Annotated in this window: 20 protein-coding genes; 12 read left to right on the forward strand and 8 right to left on the reverse strand. The window is 44.9% G+C overall.

What is annotated here, in order from left to right:
* Together L5M28_RS16175 and L5M28_RS16180 are read right to left on the reverse strand one after the other, a co-directional pair.
* Positions 1 to 142, reverse strand: a 142-nt coding sequence (locus L5M28_RS16175) for a transposase (protein ID WP_263203336.1), incomplete at its 3' end; no start/stop codon positions are given.
* Between the two features lie 177 nt (positions 143 to 319).
* On the reverse strand, positions 320 to 1,192 hold the full coding sequence (locus tag L5M28_RS16180; protein WP_263203926.1) for a pirin family protein: 873 nt from the start codon (positions 1,190 to 1,192) through the stop codon (positions 320 to 322).
* Between the two features lie 650 nt (positions 1,193 to 1,842).
* On the opposite strand from L5M28_RS16180, the gene L5M28_RS16185 reads away from it, so the two are divergent.
* Positions 1,843 to 2,394, forward strand: a complete 552-nt coding sequence (locus L5M28_RS16185) for an outer membrane beta-barrel protein (protein ID WP_113939043.1) — start codon at positions 1,843 to 1,845, stop codon at positions 2,392 to 2,394.
* Positions 2,395 to 2,763: 369 nt separating this feature from the next.
* Here the strand turns inward: L5M28_RS16185 and prmC are convergent, their stop codons facing one another.
* From prmC to hemA, 3 genes are read right to left on the reverse strand one after another with little or no spacing between them, the layout of a single operon-like run.
* Entirely contained in the window at positions 2,764 to 3,612 is an 849-nt protein-coding gene (prmC, locus tag L5M28_RS16190) for a peptide chain release factor N(5)-glutamine methyltransferase (RefSeq protein WP_113939044.1), read from the reverse strand.
* A gap of 2 nt (positions 3,613 to 3,614) precedes the next feature.
* Complete coding sequence (gene prfA, locus L5M28_RS16195; RefSeq protein WP_131523734.1) at positions 3,615 to 4,706, reverse strand: peptide chain release factor 1; 1,092 nt, start codon at positions 4,704 to 4,706, stop codon at positions 3,615 to 3,617.
* A 14-nt stretch (positions 4,707 to 4,720) separates the two neighbouring features.
* Positions 4,721 to 5,971 carry a glutamyl-tRNA reductase gene (hemA, locus tag L5M28_RS16200; RefSeq protein ID WP_028761678.1) on the reverse strand — a complete coding sequence of 417 codons (1,251 nt, stop codon included), beginning with the start codon at positions 5,969 to 5,971 and terminating at the stop codon, positions 4,721 to 4,723.
* A 253-nt stretch (positions 5,972 to 6,224) separates the two neighbouring features.
* Here hemA and lolB point away from each other — a divergent pair, with 253 nt between their 5' ends.
* From lolB to L5M28_RS16215, 3 genes are all read left to right on the forward strand, one after another.
* On the forward strand, positions 6,225 to 6,869 hold the full coding sequence (gene lolB, locus L5M28_RS16205) for a lipoprotein insertase outer membrane protein LolB (RefSeq protein ID WP_263203928.1): 645 nt from the start codon (positions 6,225 to 6,227) through the stop codon (positions 6,867 to 6,869).
* A 1-nt stretch (position 6,870) separates the two neighbouring features.
* Positions 6,871 to 7,725 carry a 4-(cytidine 5'-diphospho)-2-C-methyl-D-erythritol kinase gene (gene ispE, locus L5M28_RS16210; RefSeq protein WP_263203930.1) on the forward strand — a complete coding sequence of 285 codons (855 nt, stop codon included), beginning with the start codon at positions 6,871 to 6,873 and terminating at the stop codon, positions 7,723 to 7,725.
* A gap of 112 nt (positions 7,726 to 7,837) precedes the next feature.
* Positions 7,838 to 8,785 (forward strand): ribose-phosphate pyrophosphokinase, encoded by a 948-nt coding sequence (locus L5M28_RS16215; protein WP_006080255.1) that lies wholly within the window; start codon positions 7,838 to 7,840, stop codon positions 8,783 to 8,785.
* Between the two features lie 185 nt (positions 8,786 to 8,970).
* Here L5M28_RS16215 and L5M28_RS16220 read toward each other — a convergent pair whose 3' ends face one another.
* Entirely contained in the window at positions 8,971 to 10,833 is a 1,863-nt protein-coding gene (locus L5M28_RS16220) for a methyl-accepting chemotaxis protein (protein ID WP_263196960.1), read from the reverse strand.
* A gap of 450 nt (positions 10,834 to 11,283) precedes the next feature.
* Between L5M28_RS16220 and L5M28_RS16225 the strand changes: the two genes are divergently transcribed.
* From L5M28_RS16225 to L5M28_RS16235, 3 genes are read left to right on the forward strand one after another with little or no spacing between them, the layout of a single operon-like run.
* The gene (locus L5M28_RS16225) at positions 11,284 to 11,817 is read left to right on the forward strand and encodes an RNA polymerase sigma factor (protein WP_113939254.1); all 534 of its coding nucleotides are present in this window, start codon (positions 11,284 to 11,286) and stop codon (positions 11,815 to 11,817) included.
* On the forward strand, positions 11,817 to 12,401 hold the full coding sequence (locus L5M28_RS16230) for an anti-sigma factor (RefSeq protein ID WP_263196962.1): 585 nt from the start codon (positions 11,817 to 11,819) through the stop codon (positions 12,399 to 12,401). The genes L5M28_RS16225 and L5M28_RS16230 overlap by 1 nt, the downstream gene beginning before the upstream one ends.
* Positions 12,398 to 13,354, forward strand: coding sequence for a DUF4097 family beta strand repeat-containing protein (locus tag L5M28_RS16235; protein ID WP_263196963.1), 957 nt, complete (start codon positions 12,398 to 12,400; stop codon positions 13,352 to 13,354). The genes L5M28_RS16230 and L5M28_RS16235 overlap by 4 nt, the downstream gene beginning before the upstream one ends.
* A 71-nt stretch (positions 13,355 to 13,425) precedes the next feature.
* On the opposite strand, the gene rsuA is transcribed toward L5M28_RS16235, so the two are convergent.
* Complete coding sequence (gene rsuA / locus L5M28_RS16240; RefSeq protein WP_263196964.1) at positions 13,426 to 14,178, reverse strand: 16S rRNA pseudouridine(516) synthase RsuA; 753 nt, start codon at positions 14,176 to 14,178, stop codon at positions 13,426 to 13,428.
* A 77-nt stretch (positions 14,179 to 14,255) separates the two neighbouring features.
* Here rsuA and L5M28_RS16245 point away from each other — a divergent pair, with 77 nt between their 5' ends.
* From L5M28_RS16245 to L5M28_RS16265, 5 genes are all read left to right on the forward strand, one after another.
* Positions 14,256 to 14,810: a sugar O-acetyltransferase gene (locus L5M28_RS16245; RefSeq protein WP_263203932.1), complete on the forward strand. Its 555-nt coding sequence runs from the start codon at positions 14,256 to 14,258 to the stop codon at positions 14,808 to 14,810.
* Between the two features lie 261 nt (positions 14,811 to 15,071).
* Entirely contained in the window at positions 15,072 to 17,156 is a 2,085-nt protein-coding gene (locus L5M28_RS16250) for a M13 family metallopeptidase (protein WP_131523741.1), read from the forward strand.
* A 217-nt stretch (positions 17,157 to 17,373) separates the two neighbouring features.
* Positions 17,374 to 18,159, forward strand: a complete 786-nt coding sequence (locus L5M28_RS16255; protein WP_263196966.1) for a RelA/SpoT domain-containing protein — start codon at positions 17,374 to 17,376, stop codon at positions 18,157 to 18,159.
* Positions 18,160 to 18,332: 173 nt separating this feature from the next.
* A complete protein-coding gene (locus L5M28_RS16260; protein WP_113939053.1) occupies positions 18,333 to 18,740 on the forward strand; it encodes an SMI1/KNR4 family protein in 408 nt (135 codons plus the stop codon).
* Positions 18,741 to 18,770: 30 nt separating this feature from the next.
* Positions 18,771 to 19,271 carry a DUF4447 family protein gene (locus L5M28_RS16265; protein WP_198571879.1) on the forward strand — a complete coding sequence of 167 codons (501 nt, stop codon included), beginning with the start codon at positions 18,771 to 18,773 and terminating at the stop codon, positions 19,269 to 19,271.
* A gap of 127 nt (positions 19,272 to 19,398) precedes the next feature.
* Here L5M28_RS16265 and L5M28_RS16270 read toward each other — a convergent pair whose 3' ends face one another.
* The gene (locus tag L5M28_RS16270; RefSeq protein ID WP_131523744.1) at positions 19,399 to 21,984 is read right to left on the reverse strand and encodes a TonB-dependent receptor; all 2,586 of its coding nucleotides are present in this window, start codon (positions 21,982 to 21,984) and stop codon (positions 19,399 to 19,401) included.
* Positions 21,985 to 21,988 lie beyond the last annotated feature (4 nt).

Below are 21,988 nucleotides of genomic sequence, written 5' to 3' on the forward strand. Positions count from 1 at the left end.
AAAGGGATTGCACGATAGATTGTCCTGTATGAGCTGCAAGTTGAGCCGCCAACTGTACAAGCCGTTTGGTCCTTCGTACATCCCCTAATTGTGCGCGCTGAAAAATGCTTTGTGCCCAGAGTGATGGTTCACTTAAAAACATGGTATGTGGTATCTGAAACAAAAGGTCAGGATCAGATCAGGGTAATTGAAAATGGTTCAAAAAAATCCCTCGGGGCAAACCGAGGGATTTGTGTAGAAGAGACAGGCAGGAATACAGGGCTTAGGCTTAGGCTTAGGCTTGGATTTAGAATTAGCTCAGTGCGGCAGATTTAACAAATTACGCGATCTGGCCGAAACGCCCTTCTTGGTAATCGCGAATCGCCTGCTGAATCTCCGCTTGGGTGTTCATCACAAAGGGACCCATCTGGACGATTTTTTCACGGATAGGTTTACCCGCAAACAGTAACATCCCAGCGCCACGCTCATCGGCTTTAAGCTTAAGCACACTTTGGCTATTGAGCACTAAAAACTCGCCCTGATGATGTTGATTTGAAGCAGATGACCACTGTGAATCTTCACCTTTACTTAAGTCACCTTGGTACAAGTACAAGGCGACAAACTCGTGTTGAGACAAATCAAGCGTGGCCTCAGCATTTGGCGCTAGGCTCAGATCGGCAATGGCTGCTTCGCCCGCTAACCCTTGAATAGCTGCACTAATAAGCGGTTGATCTTTAAAGCCCCAATCACCCGCTAAGGCTTTTAAGCTAGCACCCGTGTCATTGGCCACTTCAACTCTCGCGCTACCCGCAGTATCTTGATACTTCGCTGGACGCAGCTTGTCTTTGGCGGGCATATTGACCCAAATTTGGAATCCATGCAGACCATCGACAGCATCGGCCAGCGGCATTTCAGAGTGTACTACTCCGAACCCGGTGCTCATCCACTGCACGTCGCCGGCACGAATCGCCTTCACATTGCCCATTTGGTCACGGTGCTCAAAACCGCCCTTACGAATATAAGTGAACGTCTCCATCCCGCGATGGGGATGTGCGGGGAAGCCGCCAATAAAATCTTGTTCATCATCGGATTTTATTTCGTCGATCATCAAGAAAGGATCAAATTTAGTCGTCACAAAATCGGCGACACGGCGAATATTGACCCCATCGCCATCCATCGCGGCTTTGGCGGAAAACTGACTTAATACTTTCATTGCTGCTCTCCTATCGGTTGAGCAAAGCGATACGTGAAACGCCAAGACCGTACGGCTAACACAAGACGCAAACGCTTTGCTGATGGAGGCAGAATAACAAGGAAGTTTACAAAAGAATAACGCGAAATCACGACCTAAACATTCGAAAAAATAGAACGGTATGCAGGAAGGAGCGAGTAACCTAGTGCTCTAACTGGATAATAAAATAGTGGTTTAGTTGCCAAATCTTGCACTTCGGATTTGAACTCGTGGCTATCAAAAATAGCGTTAACAAAAAAATTTAAATTATTATGGTACATAAAAAACAAACCTTAAATCTGAATGAAATAACTTCCATTCATTAAAAATGTATTTCCGCACACTGTATACAAATACAACCAACACAAAAAATACTATAAAAATCTAATTTAGTTCATTTAGAAACAATGAGGATTTAACAATAATTACTGCTTACCAAGCAAAATACATAGCGAATTACTGAAGTCTAAGAAGAAATAATAAATTATTACATTTGTTTCAATATAAACTTACTGACATCTGTCTACTTATCGGGAGACCATACGAAATAAATAAAAATCAAAATATTTACAATTAGCAACCAAATCTGTTACTTTTAGCGTTCATGGATTAATGTGATTACAGGAAGTACAATGAAACGCTTATTTATACTTTTAGCTTTACTCATTTCCACTACAGCATCTAGCGCAGACGAAACCCATGGTTTCTCTGCAGGCTTGGGTTTAGGCTCAACAGAAGACTATGGGGGCTTTACCCATTATGATTTTGCCTATCGCTATCAATTCACCCCAGATTGGGGAGTAGAAGTAGGTTACACACCATTTCAAAGTGAGCCTTTTACCGCAGCAATACATGGTATTTTTGACGATTACGTGTTGGAGAACTCTTATTCCTCTCGGCTTGCTGGCACATATACATACCAAATATCAGCAAGACATAATGCGATATTTAAGGCCGGATTATCTCAATCTAAAGCTAATTATCAATTGAATGACTACGGAAATAGTAGTGATGATGTTATAACTATAGAGGAGTATTCAGACGATGGCTATGGCTTATATGCCGCATTAGGTTGGCGTTGTCGTTTTTATAATGGCTTCGAAATTATGACAACATTAGCCTACCAGGATTCTGGAGTATTTGAAATGACGAGCTTCACTGTAGGAATAGGCTACAGTTTCTAAAGCTATAAATTTAAAACCCATAATGCCAGTAAATACTGGCATTATGTTCCCAATAAAAAATTTAACTTAGAATTATAGTAAAAACCCATTTTTATCATAATTAATTACGTTATTTCTATTAACGCTATATAAAATTTATAGCAAATGCTGAAGAAAAATTTCCCATTCCACAGCTGATTAAACTATATCCCATAACTATATTTCCTAAGAATAGTCATCTTATATTCACTGAAGACACTATTTTAAGCAAATATCTATACATAAAAAACGCTATTGCAGATTGGCAATAGCGTTATATTTGAGATGGCAAGTTAATAAGTCTAAAGTCTCATCATTATTCTATGGGTCATCGAATTTATTTTTAGTAACTTACTCCGCCCATTTACCCATAGTGCATCTGTCATTACTGCCAAAGTCTCGCACTGTGGCGACATTCTCGTAGCCGAGTTCGATAAGCTTAGCTCTGAGTTTTACAGCCTGCTCAAAACCATGTTCGAGCAGGATATAGCCGTTAGGCTTTAAGTAATCTCGAGCTGTGTTGGCAATATAATAAAGATCGGCAAAGCCTTCCTCGGCGGCGGTTAACGCGCTTTGGGGCTCGAAACGCACGTCACCTTGGTGCAAGTGTTCGTCAGCTTCATCAATATAAGGCGGATTTGAAACGATTAAATCAAAGTCCCGCGACTTTACGGCACTGAACCAGTCACTCTGGAGAATTTCGACCTGTGGCAGCTTTAAGTTCTCGCGATTCGCGATAGCCAAAGCCACGGCATCATCGACTTTATCGACCGCGGTGATTTGCCATGACTCACGCTCAGAGGCCAATGCCAGCGCAATTGCCCCAGTGCCAGTGCCTAAATCGAGCACTTTGGCGTAGGTGGAAAGCGGCATGTTCAAGGCGGTTTCAACCAGAATTTCCGTATCAGGACGCGGGATCAAAGTGGTGTCGTTGACGATAAAAGGCAACGACCAAAATTCGCGCTCACCGACAATATGTGCCACAGGCACGCCCTTTTGGCGTTTCTGCACCATTTGCTGGAAGCGTTTCCACTGTTCAACCGTTAGGGATTTTTCAGGCCAAGTATACAAATAGCTGCGGCTTTTATTGAGGCAATATAACAACAAAACCTCTGCATCCAAATGAGCGGATTCAGAGGTTGATGCTAACTGCACATAAGCCCATTGCAGGGCTTCGGCTATGCTAGATTGATCTGACAAAATTACCCCTGCTCGTCAGCCAGTGCGGCTAACTGATCGGCTTGATGCTCTTGCATCAGAGGCAATAAAATAGCATCGAGATCGCCTTCCATTACTTCGTTCAAGCGATATAAGGTCAAGTTGATGCGGTGTTCGCTCACGCGGCCTTGCGGGAAGTTGTAAGTACGTACACGTTCGGAGCGATCGCCACTGGCAACCAGACTACGACGGGTCGATTCTTCGGCGCTGCGGCGTTTTTCGTCTTCAACAGCTTGAATACGTGCGGCCAGTACACTCATGGCTTGGGCACGGTTCTTGTGTTGCGAACGTTGATCTTGGCATTCCACCACGATCCCAGTAGGAATATGGGTGATTCGAATAGCTGAGTCAGTTTTGTTAACGTGCTGACCACCCGCGCCCGATGAACGATAAGTATCGACTTTCAGATCGGCTGGATTGATTGAAATCGCTTCCGCTTCAGGCACTTCGTGGAGTACCACAACAGTAACCGCTGAAGTATGCACACGTCCTTGGGATTCGGTTTCTGGCACACGCTGTACACGGTGGCCGCCGGATTCAAACTTAAGTTTGCCGTATACGCCGTCACCGCTGACCTTCATGATCACTTCTTTAAAGCCACCATGTTCACCTTCGTTACAGCTCATGATTTCGATCTGCCAGCGATTCGCTTCAGCATAACGGCTGTACATGCGGAATAAATCACCGGCAAAAATAGCCGCTTCGTCACCGCCTGCGCCAGCGCGGATCTCAACGAAGGCATTTTTATCGTCGTCAGGATCTTTTGGCAATAATAGAATTTGTAATTCGTCTTCGAGCTGCTCGAGTTTGGCCTTAGCGGCTTTCATCTCTTCCTGCGCCATTTCACGCATTTCAGCATCGTCTTCTTCCAGCATTTCTTTGGCAGAATCGAGATCGGCCTGCGCTTGCTGATAGGCTTTAAAGCCAGCAACAACGTCTTCTAACTGGGCATATTCTTTCGATAACGCACGAAACCTGTCTTGATCAGAAATGACGCTAGCATCACCCAGCAAAGCCATGACTTCTTCATTGCGCTCGAGCAAGCCTTCCAGCTTGCGGATAACGGATTCCTTCATTTAACTCGCTAACCTTAGTTTTTATCTAATCCAAGCGCTGATCTTAACTGACCGAGAGTATTCAAATCGCCCTGACGACTCGCTGCCGTGAGGGCCTGTGTCGGTGCGTGGATAAGTTTGTTAGTCAGGCGATTGGCTAGTTCAATCAATACCTGCTCAGTGTCTGAGCCCTGAGCTAATTTATTCAAGGCGCGTTCCACTAACTCATCTTTTACCGCCATGCTCTGGCTGCGATACTCGCGAATACTGTCGACCGACTCTAAAGAACGGATCCAATCCATAAATAGGAAAGATTGTTCTTCAGTAATTACTTCAGCTTGCTCGGCGGCTTCTTTTCGAGAAGCCATATTCTGTTCAATAATGCTATGCAGGTCGTCCACTGTATACAGAAACGCGTCATCCAAATCGGCGACTTCCGGCTCAATATCCCGGGGAACTGCTATATCAACCAATAACATAGGTTGATGGCGACGCTGCTTTAGCGCTTTTTCGACCATGCCTTTACCTAGGATAGGCAGAGGGCTGGCGGTAGAGGATATCACGATATCGGCTTTTGGGAGATAATCTGGTATCTGCGCCAGTGTAATTGCTGTTGCGCCAAACTCCTCGCACATGCCTTGGGCACGTTCTAACGTCCGATTTGCTACGACCATTGAAGCCACGCCGTTATCTTTAAGATGCTTCGCAACCAGTTCTATGGTTTCACCTGCGCCAATTAACAGTACTTTAGTGGTCGATATCGATGAGAAAATATGTTTCGCCATGCTTACCGCGGCAAATGCCACAGAAACTGCAGCGGCGCCAATTTCAGTGTCAGTGCGGACTTTCTTAGCGACTGAAAAAGTGTTCTGAAAGAGTCTATCTATGGTTAGTGCAACCGTACCAGCCTCTTTGGCCTTAACAAACGCTTGCTTTACTTGACCGAGAATCTGCGGCTCACCAAGGATCAAAGAATCGAGCCCGGAGGCTACGCGCATCAAATGCCTTACGGCATCTTGACCGTGATAGTTATAGAGACAAGGTGCTACATCCTCATGATCTAGGCCGTGATATTCTTCAAGCCACGCAATAATGTCGGCCTCATCGCCGTTGTTGCAATACAACTCAGTGCGATTACAGGTCGAGACAATAACGGCTTCACCCGAGCGTGTACGACTGGCCAGACTCTTCATAGCGTCATGAATTTTGTCCGGAGAGAAGGCGACTTTCTCACGCAGGTCTACCGTGGCTGTTTTATGGTTAATACCGATTGCTACAAGGCTCATCTGACTCTTTCTAGATTCTTGGCGACTCTCTTAATAAGGGCATTCTACTGAATTGGCCCAACTAAAAACAGAATACGCTTAACAAAACCGAATAAAGGTCTAACTTCTTACCTAAATTTTCTATCAATAATAGGTAAGGCAAAATTTGTCCCAAGGGAGCAAATCTAAGTGACCGCCGATGGAAATTTTACGTTTGGCATTGGTATTCTTTCCAAGCCCTCGTATCATAAGGACTTTGGTATATCAGTCATAGATGAATAATTTGAAGCGCCTCACAAAAACCATTTTCTCTTGTTTTACCTTAAGCGCCCTACTCTTACTGGCGGGGTGTGAAACTTTGCCGCCGATGACTGACTTAAGCCCAATCACAGTCAATGATGCGCGCCAAGCCAAAGCTTGGGAATTACAGGGAAAACTCGCGATAAAAACTCCCGACGATAAACTCAGTGCCAATATCTACTGGCGCCACAGTGAAGATCGCAATGAACTCACACTCACGACTATGCTAGGCACAACTGTGTTGACGCTTAATTCAACCTCGAACTCTGCCCATTTACATATCGATGGCAAAGATTTTCGCGACGAGAATGCCCAGCGTTTACTCGAGCGCGTCAGCGGTTGGTCCATCCCCTTGGCCGATTTACCTTTGTGGATCACTGGTCAAGTTGGCCAAAATGATCAAGTACTTGAAAGCGATAGCCAAGGCAAACCCAAACAGCTCACGAACACTCAAACCCCACCGCCTTGGCAGGTCACATTTTTAAGTTGGCAATCCCAGAGCGGCGCCAACGTGCCCCATCAATTAAAGCTTGAGCGTGGTGAGTTACAACTCAGACTACAATTGAATCAATGGCAAGCCCTCGGCAAGCCTGCAATCATACTCGAAGAGAAACCTTAGCATGCCCGCAGCAATTTCACGCCATTGGCCAGCACCAGCAAAGCTTAACTTATTCTTACACGTGAATGGTCGCCGCGCAGATGGTTATCATGAACTGCAAACCTTGTTTCAGTTTATTGATTACTGTGACATGCTCGATTTTAAGGTCACTGAAACCGCAGAACTGATTTTGCACTCCAATATCTCTAATGTTGTCGCCGATAGCGATAACTTAATTCTGCGAGCCGCAAAATCATTACAACAAACCACAGGCTTTACTGGCGGCGCCGAAATCTGGTTGGATAAACGTCTACCCATGGGCGGAGGTTTAGGTGGCGGCTCGTCAGATGCTGCCACCACCTTAGTGGCACTGAACACGTTATGGAACACCCAATTATCGACCGAAGAACTTGCTAAAATCGGCCTTAAATTGGGTGCCGATATTCCTGTTTTTATTCATGGTTTCGCCGCTTTTGCCGAAGGTGTAGGTGAACGCTTACAAGCGGTAAATCCGAGTGAGCCTTGGTACTTAATCATCGCACCCGATGCCCATGTTTCCACCGCTGAAGTATTCCAAGATCCACTTTTACCACGTGATACCCCGAAACTGGCCATAGATACCTTAATGAACCAACCTTGGGCAAATGATTGTCAAAAACTAGTCGTTTCTAAATACCCTCAAGTTGCCAAGGCATTAGGCTGGCTGCTAGAATATGCGCCGTCGAGAATGACAGGAACAGGCGCATGCGTGTTCGGGGAATTCACACAACAGCAACAAGCTCTCGCAGCCTTGGCGAAATTACCGTCTGAAATGCAAGGATTTGTTGCACAAGGGATGAATCTTTCGCCGCTCATCACGCGACTCAGTCACCCTTAAACTACTTTCTTCTAGAGTAACCACTTAACGATAACGCCTCGGGTTCCTCCCGTCCCTACATCGTCGTTACTCTAGCCACTAAAATATAAAGCAAACGCCTGAGGTTCATACAGTGCCCGACATCAAGCTCTTTGCTGGGAACGCCACCCCCAGTCTCGCTAAAAAGATAGCCGATCGTCTATTTTGCAAACTCGGAGACGCAGTGGTTGGTCGTTTCAGCGATGGTGAAATCAGTGTCCAAATTAACGAAAATGTACGTGGGGCCGATGTGTTCATCATCCAATCCACTTGTGCGCCGACAAACGACAACCTGATGGAACTCATCGTGATGGTTGACGCGCTGCGCCGTGCATCTGCTGGCCGTATCACAGCTGTTATTCCTTACTTTGGTTATGCTCGTCAAGACCGTCGCGTTCGTAGCGCCCGTGTACCTATTACTGCAAAAGTGGTTGCCGATTTCCTGTCTAGCGTGGGTGTTGACCGCGTTCTGACCTGTGACCTGCACGCTGAGCAAATCCAAGGTTTCTTCGACGTTCCTGTTGATAACGTATTTGGTAGCCCAGTGCTACTAGAAGATATGTTAGCGAAGAACTTAGATAATCCAGTCGTTGTTTCTCCAGACATCGGTGGTGTTGTTCGCGCTCGCGCAGTAGCAAAACTGTTGGATGATTCTGATTTAGCGATCATTGATAAACGTCGCCCACAAGCGAACGTTGCGCAAGTTATGCACATCATTGGTGATGTTCAAGGTCGTGACTGCATTATCGTTGACGATATGATCGACACAGGCGGCACTCTGTGTAAAGCGGCTGAAGCCTTAAAAGAACATGGTGCGAACCGCGTATTTGCTTACGCAACTCACCCAGTGTTCTCTGGCAAAGCGGCTGAAAATATCGCTAACTCAGTGATTGATGAAGTGATTGTGACTGACACTGTTCCTTTAAGCCCAGAAATGTTGAAAGTGGCTAAAGTAACTCAGTTAACTATGTCTGCGGTACTGGCTGAGGCAATTCGTCGCGTAAGCAACGAAGAGTCTATTTCTGCCATGTTCCGTCACTAATAGTTCTGTTACTGAACGTTCTGACTAATCTGAGCGGTTCCAATGCACAGCTTGCTGTTTTAACGAATCACTAAGCTTGCAGAGCTAATTACTCAGACATAAAAACGCACTCCTCGGAGTGCGTTTTTGTTAGTGTATTTTTTAAGCCAGCTTCTGATCATCAGATGTAAACTGGCTTCTACGCATTAGATTTTAAAATTACTCACCGCACGGAATAAGAACTCAGCCTGCGCCTTAAGCTCATCCGATGCGGACGCATTTGCATCTGCCGCATGGGATGACTCCTCAGCGATATCGCGGATCACCACCACGTTCTTGTTCACTTCAGCCGCCACCATACTTTGCTCTTCAATAGCCGCCGCAATTTGAGTGCTCATGTCCATAATATTACGCACGTCGTTATTGATAAGCTTCAATAAAGCGCCAGCACTTGCCGCTTGTTCAGCGCTTTCAACGCCTTGTTTTTGGCTAGATTCCATCAATTGCACAATCGATCGGGTACGCGTCTGCAGGGTTTGAATGATGTTAGCAATCTCTTGGGTTGACGATTGCGTCCGCATCGCTAAGTTACGTACTTCATCGGCAACCACAGCAAAACCACGGCCCTGCTCACCCGCACGCGCCGCTTCAATCGCGGCGTTCAAGGCTAAAAGATTGGTCTGCTCAGCAATGCCGCGGATCACATCTAACACGCTACCGATAGTCTCGCTGTCACGTTCCAATTCATTAACGACCGCTGCTGAGCTATTTAGCTGCTCAGCAAGTGACTGGATTTTATGTATCGTTTGCTCAACCTCTAATTGACCACTTTGAGCATTATCGTGGGTCTGACCCGCTTTTGATGCCGCTAATTCGGTTGTTTTAGCGATTTCCTCAATCGTTGCGCCCATCTCAGTGATTGCTGTTGCGACCATGTCGGTCTCATTAAGTTGTTGACCCACACCTTCGGAGGCGAGCATGGCATTTTCTGAAACACGTTTACAGGAAGTGTTAATCGTTGCGACCGACTCAATCACTTGCTCAATCAGCTGTTGGAAGCTACTCACCATGCTATTGAAATGCTGTGCAATTTCACCGAGTTCATCTTGGGTAGAAGCATCACACCTCAATGTCAGATCTTTACTCACCTCAATGCGAGAAATGATCTGAGTGATACGCTCAACAGGCGCGATAATACTGCGGATAATCAAGTAGGTAATGATTGATAGTAGTAACGCAATAAAGATAAACACAGTAATACCGACATTAACACTACTACTCTCAGCATCATCAATGGCCTTAAGCGCTAGGTTATGTAAGTCATTCGCACTACTTTCAGTTTCTAGGTTAGCAGCGATAAGACGCGCCATAGTGCCATCCTTCTCTGTCAAACCAAGCTGCTGCTCCTTATTAATTAAGCTTTTGAAATCTTTCTGATACTGAGTAATAAGCTCTTCAATTTTCCGTTGAGTATCAACATCAATACTCGAAGCATGGAGCTTGTCATTAAACTTACCAATATTGGTATCGAAGGTTTCAACATAACTTAACTCACGACGCAGCATAAAATCCTTTTCGTTACGCCTAAGTTGTAGCATAGCCACTTCGAGTGCGGGCTGATCAAATTCCTTCAGTAACGTTTCAACATTATGTACCGCAGTACGCAATGTGCCGTACAAACCTGTTTTAGGTGTTAAGCCAATTTCCTGCTGTAGTAACACCACTTCAGAGAAAGCGGCTTGATACTGATTTAAATTACTGTCGAAACTTTCAAGCGATGCCGTCGACATACCGTAGTCTTTAAACACTCTCTCTAACTCGGGGACAATACTGTCGATTGCCATGTGGCTTTGCTTATGCAGCTCGACATATTTTAAATCCTTACGAGCGAAGAAATCCTTTTCGTTTTTACGCAGCATCAAAACATCGCGCTCTAACTCAAGCACACTTTGAGCTGCATGAGAGAGTTCCGAATCAACCGAATTTGAATAGAGTTGTAATCCAAACATGGCAATTAGTGCCGAAATAGACACTGCAGCACTGAGTAACAACTTTGAGCGGATTAACATAGAAAGTCCCCGAATATATAATCTATCTTAAAAAGATAGCTGGAAATTAAGCCTTTAACAGCGCAAACATAGCAATACATTAAAAGTTCACATCAAATACTTTGATAGCTTGTCGATTTAAGCTCCCATACTGTGAGTAGCGCATTATTTTTAACTTATTTTTAGCTTGGTGCTTCAGGGTGATACCCTATCGTTCCTACAAAGTATTTCGTTTTAATTACGTTAAATATACCGTCTCAAAGCAGATGTAAGTGTCATAATATCAATTGATATAAAATTAATTACTTCATTAGCTTAGCTGTACTTTCTCGATGGGATTCTACTACAAATAACAAAAATATTACGCTGGATAATTAATCTAAATAAAATATATTTTTTAAGGTTCCAAACCTTTTGTAGCGCCCACAGCGTCAAAACTACAACACTCAATCATTATGGCAGGAAATTACAGTGACAGCAGGGATCCTCCCACTCAATGGCTCAATGTCTGACTTTGAACTGGTCACCTTAGCGAGCCAAGGAGACAGAACTGCCTTCAAGTTGCTTTATCAAAGCCATTACCAACGTATTTACGCCCTATCACTGCGCCTTTGCGGCCATAGCGCTATGGCCGAAGAAATTACCCAAGAGTGTTTTATTTTAGTGTGGCAGAAGTTGCCACAATTTCGAGGTGAGAGTCAGTTTTCCACTTGGTTACACAGTATTTGTGTCAATCAAGCATTGAGCAGCATTCGTAAACAAAAGTCCTTTTGGTCACGATTTATTCCGCTGGAACAAGAAACTGAACCCTTAAGCTCTGATAGCAGCTATAGCGGATTAGATAAGTTAATTTTCAAACTGCCAGAACGCGCTCGCATGGTTTTCGTACTCTGTGCAATCGAAGGTTATCAACATGATGAAATCGCTGACTTACTTGGCATTGCCGTCGGCACCAGCAAGACCCAATACCATAGAGCTAAGCAACTACTACAGGAGATGCTGTAATGACGTTAACGCCGCTTTCCCGTGAACAACAGCTTGAGCAATTGATCAATAGCGCGCCCAAAGAGATGTCGCCTACACATGATCTGTGGCAAGGCATTGAAAAACGCATGGATAAAACGCTGATACCCCAAACGTACAAATCCCAGAAGAGTCACACTTGGGCGATAGCGGCTTCGTTTATTATTCTAGCGGCATTGGGATATACCCAATTGCCCTATTTCAACTCATTAATAATACAGCAGACAGAGCTTGCCCAGAACCAAGCTATGCCAGAGCAACCAGGGGATGCGGCCTTACATTTATTACTCACCCAAATTGCAACATCACACCAAGCGCAAGTGGACAACCTAGAACAGGCGCCAAATGCGCTAATGTGGCAAACGAGCAGCTTCAGCGCACCCGTGGAGCAAGGTTTAACTGAGCTAAGGCTCGCGGCAACACAAATTTACCAAGCTTTACAAGCAAATCCAACCGATAAACAACTTTGGCAACTCTGGCTTTGGGTGCAGCAGCGTGAGCTCGACCTATTACAACAGGGCCAAAAATTACCCATTAGAAACTCGACACAAGGAAACACCCTATGAGTAACCTCAATCTCACTAAAGCTAGCATATTGGTTTCGACACTCTGTTTAGGCTTAATGGGCAATGTGTTAGCAGCACAAAGCGTTGATAAACAGTTAAGTGTCAGCAGCGACACTCAACTGCAGATCAAAGTCCAACGCGGTGATGTGACCATTCAAACATGGGACAAGAGTGAAGTGAGTGTCACTGGCACATTAGATGAATTGAGCGAAGGCTTTGTGTTTGAGCAACAGGGAAATAGTCTCAATATCGAAGACAAAATGCCTCGCCACTATAATGGCAATAATGACAAAGGATCACAGCTCACCATTAAAGTCCCAAAAACGGTTAAACTCAGTGCAGATACCATATCTGCCAATCTGCAAGTTGCCGAAACTCAAGGTGAACTAGATTTGAATACGGTAAGCGGCAATATCAACGCCAACAACTTAAGTGGTAAACCTGAGTTACATACAGTCTCTGGTGATATCACGACCAAAGCTCTTGATGGAAAAATCAAATTAGAAACCGTATCCGGCACGATTCAGGACACTGACAGTAAAGGAGAAATGAATTATCGCCTCGTTAGCGGTGACTTAAAAAGCCACACTCAAGCAGAAAAAGTCACGATTGAACAAGTCTCAGGTGAAGTGAATGCTAACTTTAGTGTCACCAAGGAAATCGAGCTCAGAACCGTCAGCGGAGATTCACAAGTGTCACTCGCTAAAAACTTCAACAAAGCGAATTTAGAAAGTGTGAGTGGCGATATTACCGTGATCTTTAATGATGTTCCCGATGCAAGCTTCAACTTAGATGGTGGTCCTGGTGGAAAAATCAACAACGGTTTAACCCAAGATGTACCGCAAAAACAAAAATATGTACCAAGCACAGAGTTATCATTCCAAACAGGCTCTGGTGCAGCCAACGTGAAGATGAATACCATCAGCGGTCATCTGATTTTAAAGAAACAGTAATAAAAGCTATTTAGCACAAATAAAAATGCCGCCAAAGTAAAACTCGGGCGGCATTTTTTATATCAAACTCATCAGACTGAAGCTATCTCTTCAGCCGTCAAATATCGCCATTCACCCAGTGCTAAGGTGGGGTCTAATTCAATTTGCCCTACACTTTCACGATGCAACCCTTGCACATGATTGCCCACAGCGGCAAACATACGCTTCACTTGATGATACTTACCTTCGGTGATGGTTAATCGCACTAATTGTGGTTCAATAATCTCCAGTAACGCTGGCTTAGTTAGACCATCTTCACCGCGCAATTCAACGCCAGCGGCAAATACCGCAATCAAACTAGCATCCACAGGCTCAGCGAGTTGCACTAAATAGCGTTTGCCACATTCTTTCTTCGGTGAGGTGATCTTATGCGACCATTGGCCATCACTGGTAATCAACACGAGACCTGTAGTATCGGCATCTAAACGACCAGCAATGTGCAAAGTTTCTGGCTTAGGCACATCCACTAAGCTCAATACCGAAGGGTAGGTTTCATCTATCGTCGAGCAAATAGTGTCTACCGGTTTGTTAAGCATTAAATAACGCTCGCCCACTAAGACAATCGGCTCGCCTTCAAGGCAAACACACATACCTTCAGTCACTTTAAAACCCGAGTCTTTAACGACTAAGCCATCACAAGTAATATCACCGCGGTGCAGGGCTTTTTTCGCTAATGAGCGAGTCAGCGAGGTACTCTCACAGATAAATTTGTCTAAACGCACGTTAATACTCAACTTCAATAAAGAAAACTGCCGTATTATGAAGCCGACCAGTTCAAAGGGCAAAGAATTGCTGCTCAACGCGAGCTGTGTTTCTATTTAGCCCTTACGTATTGACAGTAATCACCATAGGGAAAGATGCTATGACTGAATTCCAAAAGATGATCACAGGCCAAGAATATGATTGTCTTGACAGCGAACTCTTAAGTTTAAGAACACAACAGCAGCGACTGAATCGACAATTAAATCAAACGATTGCTCAAAATAGCACTGAGTACACCCAACTCTGCCAACAACTTCTGCCCCTTAAATCGCCAGTCGCAACTATCTCCACGCCGATTTTTATCAGTTATGGCATCAATCTCACTCTTGCTGACAGAGTGTTCATCAATGTCAATGTCACCTTGCAGGATAATGCCCCCATTTTTATTGATGAACAGACTATGATTGGTCCCAATGTACAGTTTTATACCTCAAGTCACCCACTTGATGCCGAGCTACGTTGCTCAGGTTTGGAAACCGCTAAAGCGATTCACATCGGTAAACGGGTATGGATTGGCGGCGGCGCAATCATAATGCCAGGAATCAATATTGGTGATGATGCCGTCATTGGTGCTGGCGCCGTAGTAACTAAAAATGTCGCAGCCAAAACAGTGGTTGCAGGCAACCCTGCAAAACTAATTAGGCAACTGAGTTAACCCTATTTTAAAATGATAAATCGAAGTGCTCGCTTACCTGAAAAGGCCTGCATACGGTAACTTTACAGCTACTGACTTAAATATGCTAACTGGTAACCTTTAGTTACATATCACTCAAGATAAATCCACGATAAACACTGTAATGACCTTGTTTCGATTCCTAGTAAGGCATTAACATAGTTCATTGCGCCTGAAGCAATCCCATTTTGCCAAAATAACAGCCCCAATAATGGGCACAATAATAAACTCGAAGGAAACAACATGAGAAAAGTACTCATTGGGGGACTGTGTGCCTCACTTATCGCAGGCCTGACTGCCTGTAATGACAAGGCTGCCGAAGTTAAAGCACCTGAAACTGCTAAAACAGCCACCGCAGCGGCAGTGACTCAAGCACTAGGTTCTGGAATTGAATTTGCTAATTTTGATAAAGCGATTCGTCCACAAGACGATTTCTATAAATACGTTAACGGCACTTGGCTAAAAAACACTGAGATCCCAGCCGATCGCACTAGCATTGGCGCTTTCTACGATTTACGTGAAAAATCACGTGACGACGTAAAAGCCATTATCGAAGAAGTGGCTGCAACACCCAACCTCGCCGTTGGTACAGATGAGCAAAAAGTGGCCGATTTATATCGTTCATTTATGGATACTGAGACACTCAATAAACTGGGAGTCACACCAATCCAAGGCGAATTCGATGCTATTAATGCCTTAAAAGATAAGAATGAATTAGTGAAGTACTTCGCCCACAGCCAAATCGCTGGCGCGGGTACCCCAATAGCATTTTATATCGATATCGATGCGAAAAACTCTAGCCGTTACGCAACACATCTCTATCAATATGGCCTAAGCCTGCCAGAGAAAGACTACTACTTTAACGAATCAGAACGCTTCGTTAATATCCGTAAGGCATATGTCGCCCATATCGAAAAAATGTTTACCCTTGCGGGTCTTGCTAACCCTAAAGCCAGTGCTGAAGCTATTTTAGCCTTAGAAACGGCGATTGCTGCTAAGCATTGGGATGTGGTTGAAAATCGCGACAGCACTAAAACCTACAATCTATATCAAGTCAAAGATCTGCCAACACTGGCACCAGATATCGATTGGGCAGGCTACTTAGCCGCTCTTGGCGCTGACAAGCAAACCGATATCATAGTTAACCAACCTAGCTATATCCAAGGGTTAAACGAAGTTTTAAAAACGACTGAGTTAGCCACTTGGAAAACCTATATGCAATGGCAAGTGCTGACGCACGCGGCGAGCAATCTGAGTGAAGCGTTAGACAATGAAAACTTCGCTTTCTTCTCTAAGACATTGAATGGTCAAGAAGAACAAGAACCTCGTTGGAAGCGTGGCGTTGCAGCCGTCAATGGCGTTCTTGGTGAAGTTGTGGGTAAAGTGTATGTCAAACGTCACTTCACTCCAGAAGCCAAAGACCGTATGCAAGCACTGGTTGAAAACCTGCGTGGTGCTTACGGCGACAGCATCAAAGAATTAACTTGGATGAGCGACAGCACTAAAGTGGCTGCGGCGGATAAGTTAGCAAAATTCAACCCGAAAATCGGTTACCCGAACAAATGGGAAGATTACAGTAAGCTGACCATCAAGGCAGACGACTTAGTCGGTAACGCTATGCGTGCCAGTGAAGTTGAACATGCTAAATCATTAGCCAAACTGGGCGCGCCAATCGATAAAGACGAATGGCACATGACGCCACAAACGGTTAACGCTTACTACAACCCAACCATGAATGAAATCGTATTCCCTGCTGCAATTCTGCAACCACCATTCTTCAATTTGGCAGCTGACGATGCAGTCAACTACGGTGGTATTGGTGCGGTAATCGGCCACGAAATGGGCCATGGTTTTGACGACCAAGGCGCTAAATTCGATGGCGAAGGCAATATGCGTGATTGGTGGACAGAGCAAGACTTGAAAGAGTTCTCTGCTCGCGGCAAAGCGCTAATCGCGCAGTACGATGGTTACGCAGTGTTTGATGATCTGCATGTCAACGGCAGCTTAACCTTAGGCGAAAACATTGGTGACTTGTCAGGTGTGACTATCGCTTATCGTGCTTATAAGAAATCGCTTAACGGTAAAGATGCACCCGTTATCGATGGCTTAACGGGCGATCAACGTTTCTTCATCGGCTTCACGCAAATTTGGCGCGCAAAAGCTAAAGAAGAAGCAATGCGTAACCGCGTAGCGACCGATCCACACTCACCTGCGGAATTCCGCGCACTGGGTGCACTATCTAACATGCCTGAGTTCTACACTACGTATGATGTAAAACCTGGCGATGCCATGTATATCGCACCAGAGAAACGCGTAAAAATTTGGTAAGCCAAATTTAAATCACTGCTCAGCGGCATAAGCTGGCCAACAATGGCGCTCACTGTTAAAGGTGGCGCCATTTTTATTTCCTTAAACCACTGAGTTATGAATGTGAACCCATGCGCAAGATGAACAAGTCTTCATGGTTGGTTCAGCTTTAATTAAGCAATAGAAGCCTATGGTGGATGCGTGACCTGAATAACTCACCCATAAGGAAGTAGGCCGCATGACTAAGTTATTTCGTACCTTTTTTATTTTTCTACTCTTATTATCGAGCCGCGCTGGTGTAGCAAATCCTATCGACATCAGTGACAGTAAAGCAGAACGTGGTAATTACAGTGCAAGACAGGCATCAAGCCATGACCTACAAGGTCTATATGCACTCAGCAGTCAGACCTTCGATGCGCCTCATCAATCCTCGAATGACTTATCCGTGCTCCATCACCAAGCCTATGATGCACAAGCTGAGCTCGCTCAATTACTCACCAAGATTGCCCATTATTCACAGGCACAAGTGATTGTTCCGCCAGTAAAGAGTTACCAAAGAGCAGCCGATAAAGTGGCCACAAAATTTAACGGTGATGCCAGCCAAATTACCGACCTTGCAAGGGCAAGTATTGTGACCGACAGCATTCAAGATCTGATGCAGGCCTACCAAACTTTGAATGAGCACACCCAAGTTGTGAAACAAAAAAACCGCTTTGCCGAACCTAAAGCCTCCGGCTATCGCGATCTCAATCTACTGGTACGCTTACCCCAATCAGGCATGATTGCTGAAGTGCAATTACACCTACAGGATATCGCCGATATTAAAAATGGTCCTGAACACAAGGTATATGAAAAAGTACAGAGGATTGAGGCCAATGCTCGTAAACAACAACGTTCACTAAGTGAGTTTGAACTCGCGCAGATTGCCCAATTACGTCAAGAATCACATAAGTTGTACCATAAGGCATGGCTTAACTATAAACGGGTTGATGAAGCCAGTTTATTAAGAGCCTCAGTCGCTTAACCCACAACCGCTTCCACTGTTGCGCTGGTCTCCTGCAAAGGTGCCAGCGCTTTTTTTATATTACAGAGCCTAAAAAATCATCTTAATAATAAGGTGTAAAAAAGCACTCTCTCGCATCAAAGTGCCATTTGAGTATATAATCCCGCGCCATAGCCCTATCAGCAGGAAATGCCATGCACGACATTATTGAGCAACTCCAAGAACGCAGCGAAACTGTTCCTGTACCACTCGAATTACCCACATTTGAGCAGCTCGTCGAAGTCGAAGAGCAAATCCTGATTTCATTGCCAAGGGAGCTAAAAGAATACTTGCTGTATGCCAGTGATGTGATTTACGGCACGATAGAACCAGTAACAGCATCGGATCCCTACTCGCACACCTACCTGCCCGAAGTGACTTGCTATGCGTGGTCCATCGGTATGCCAAGGGACATGATTGCCATTTGTCAGCAGGGTGATGCTTTTTACTGTATCGACCAAGATGGTCAAGTACATTTCTGGAAAAACGGCGACTTTACCGATATCTATTGGGAGTCGTTTTGGGAATGGGTTGAAGAAATCTGGTTAAAGATCAAATACTAATTTTACTTTTATTGCATTGAGAACACGATTATGTCTAAGAACATTGGCTTGAATGCCATCGAAATGAGCTACTTACGCCAGTCACTCAGCTTAAGCGCGGCTCAAGTTGGTGCTCTGACTAACCATAGCGAAGCCGATGTACTCGCCTGGGAAAGCGGTGAACAACTGGCACCTGAGCTGGCGCAAAAGAAACTGCTTGATATTGATGACATCATTGAGATGCAAGTGCTCAACACCTGCGATGGTATCGAAGAACTATTTAAGAAAGAACCTAAGCGTCACTTAGCCTTCGTGGTCTACCCCACTCAAGCGGTTTACACACAATACAACCCCGAATTCTTAAGTTCACTGCCTTTTACTGAGCTGTACAACACGGCAGCTTGGCGCATTAAGAAAGAGTGCAAACTGGTCCTAGAAGTCGACGTCAGCCTAGTGGCTCTCGACGTGGAGGCCTACAAAGCCTTCCGTGAACCGACCAAAATGAGTGAAAGCCGCGAAAGTCGCGCAAAGTGGGCAGCGACTCAGTTATAAACTCAACCGTCACAAGTTTAACCCTATAAAAATAAAGGCCAATATCATTATTGGCCTTTTTTATTAGAAATCACACCACCCATCATAAATGACGCGCCATTCCGAATGAAATGACGCTAAGCGGTAGTTAGAAGTTCATCGTGAATTTAGTGTAAATGTAGCGGCCCATAGGATTATGTACTGAAATAACATAGCCGTAGAGATCCGTATCACCGTCACCGATAGCAAATGGTGGCTCTTCATCAAATACGTTGTTCACGCCTAGTGTCAGCTTGAACATTTCATTGAAGCGATAAGTACCAGACATGTCGACCAATAATTGAGAGTCGATCATACGAGACTTATTACTTTCAAAATCAAGTACACCATCGAAATTGATATCTGGGGTATCTTCAAATTCACCGATGTAACTCAAATTAATATTGGCGGCAAAATTATCCATAGTCCAGTTAGTGGTGAGTAACCAGCGATGTTGAGGGAACTTATACTCACCCGTGTAATCCAGACCATCTTTCTCAAAATTATGTAAGTAGCTGTACTCTAAGCCAAACTTCAAATCCCCATAGCTATCTAGCTCAAAACCATAATGACTAGAAACATCCATCCCTTGTACATCTTGAGAGCTTAAGTTGATAAAGCTTGAATGGATAATACTGATCGGACCTAAAGTTTGACCTAGCTGTGGCGCTAAGCGCTCGCACACAGTGCTATTTTGATCGTTGCAATTTGCAGTATAGATATCGCCTAATGGCTGTTTATCAATTTTGTTGTCTTGCGTGATGCTAAAGATATCAAAACCCACATCAAACGTCTGACTCGGCGCCCAAATCATACCGACGTTCCAAGTTTCGGATTCTTCAGCATCCAGCTCAGAGTTACCTTCAAATTCAGTGTTGTAATCTAAGGCTTCACAGTCAACATTATCGGCAGCGCAACGGTAAGTATCGACAAAGAAACTACTTTCGCGAGATGGACCAAGACCGATTTGCGCTAACGAGGGTGCACGGAAGCCCGTAGACCAAGACGCGCGCGCCGTTAGCTCGTCAGTCACTCCCCATTGAAAGGCGACTTTAGGGTTAGTCGTTGAACCAAAATCGCTGTAATGATCATATCGACCAGCGAGTTGCAACTCGAAGTTATCCGTGACTGGAATAGATAATTCCATATAAGCGGCATATTGCTCACGGGATGCCGCCGCAGAGACAGCTTCAGTACCAAAAATCAATCCACGTTGGAATTGCTCATCGGGCACATCACTGACATCTTCTTCGCGATATTCAGCTCCCGCCGCCATCATGATGTCGCGACCGGCCAAGGTAAATGCTTGACCAGATATGTTAGCCGCATAAGATGTCATGTTTGACAAACCTTGGCGTACTAAACTGGTGGTAATAGCGTCAATGACCTCTTGTGAGTTCATCGTGCCGCCGAAAGGATTGTAACGACCCGCATCAATTTCACGTTGCAAATAATCTGTTCTTACCCAGCCTTGGCTGCGATCACCCGTTTGAGTCGACTCACTGCGACCTTTTTGAACAGAAGCTTCCCAATCCCACTCTTTTACTACACCGCGTAAACCAGCAACTAAACGTAAACTATCGGATTCAATATCCCAGCGTCGCGCCCCCGCATCAACCGTACGGAAGCGACCAATTTCAATATCTTTCCCCCAAGGATTATTCGGGTGAGATCCAGGTACAGTTAAACCAGCATCCTCGTCAAGTGGTGTCGGTGCTCCACCTGCGATTGAGGTATTGTGCTGCGCCGCTAACTCTAAAAATGCTGTTAAATCATCATTAAAATGATAGTCAAATTGGCCAATAGCCCCTACGCGCTCCGCAGCCGGCGCAACAAAATTGTATGAGCCGTACTCAAATAAACAACTTCCACTCGCGGTTGCACTATCAGCGGGACAAGCAGGGTCGATAGTTTTAACACCATCAACATAGAAATACCCAGGAAAACCACGGGAAGAACGAAAATCTTCACCACCATAAGGTGATTGATTTGAAACACCAAAACGTCCTAAATCAGTCGCAGCTAAAGTATCATTTTTGAAATAGTCGAGGATAACCGATGCGCTACCCTTATCGGACTTCATCCCCCACACCATATTCGCTGTAGTTTCATCGTAGCCAGTGCCTGAAGCATCACCGTAACCAAGATTGACCTCAATGCCTTCAATATCTTTTTTCAGAACAATGTTAACCACACCCGCGATCGCATCAGAACCATAAATAGCCGATGCACCGTCCTTCAGTATGTCGATACGTTCAATAGCTGATACCGGAATATTATTGATATCAACAAAGGAATTAGTGATACCTTCGGCAAAAGCACTCGCCGCAACACGACGACCGTTAATTAACACTAAGGTCGCGTCTGGGCCTAAACCACGTAGACTGATAGATGCGCCGCCGTTGGCGGTTGAATCTTGGCTGTTTCCTCGGGTAGAAAACGCGCCAGCACCATTGGCAGGCATGCGTTCAAGTAATTGCTGCAGGTTATCAAATCCCATATTGGCAATATCGTCTTTACTGATCGATTGAATAGGGGAAGGGCCTTCAATATCGGTACGTTTAATACGGGAACCCGTTACTTCAATACGTTCAACTTTTTCTGCACCTTTATCGGCAGCATGGGCCACTGTTGGCGCACATGCCATAGCAATTGCGATTGCACAAGCACTGGGTAGAATCTGAGGTCTGTTCATACAT

This window comes from Shewanella sp. SW32, from assembly GCF_025653365.1.
GTDB lineage: Bacteria > Pseudomonadota > Gammaproteobacteria > Enterobacterales > Shewanellaceae > Shewanella > Shewanella oncorhynchi.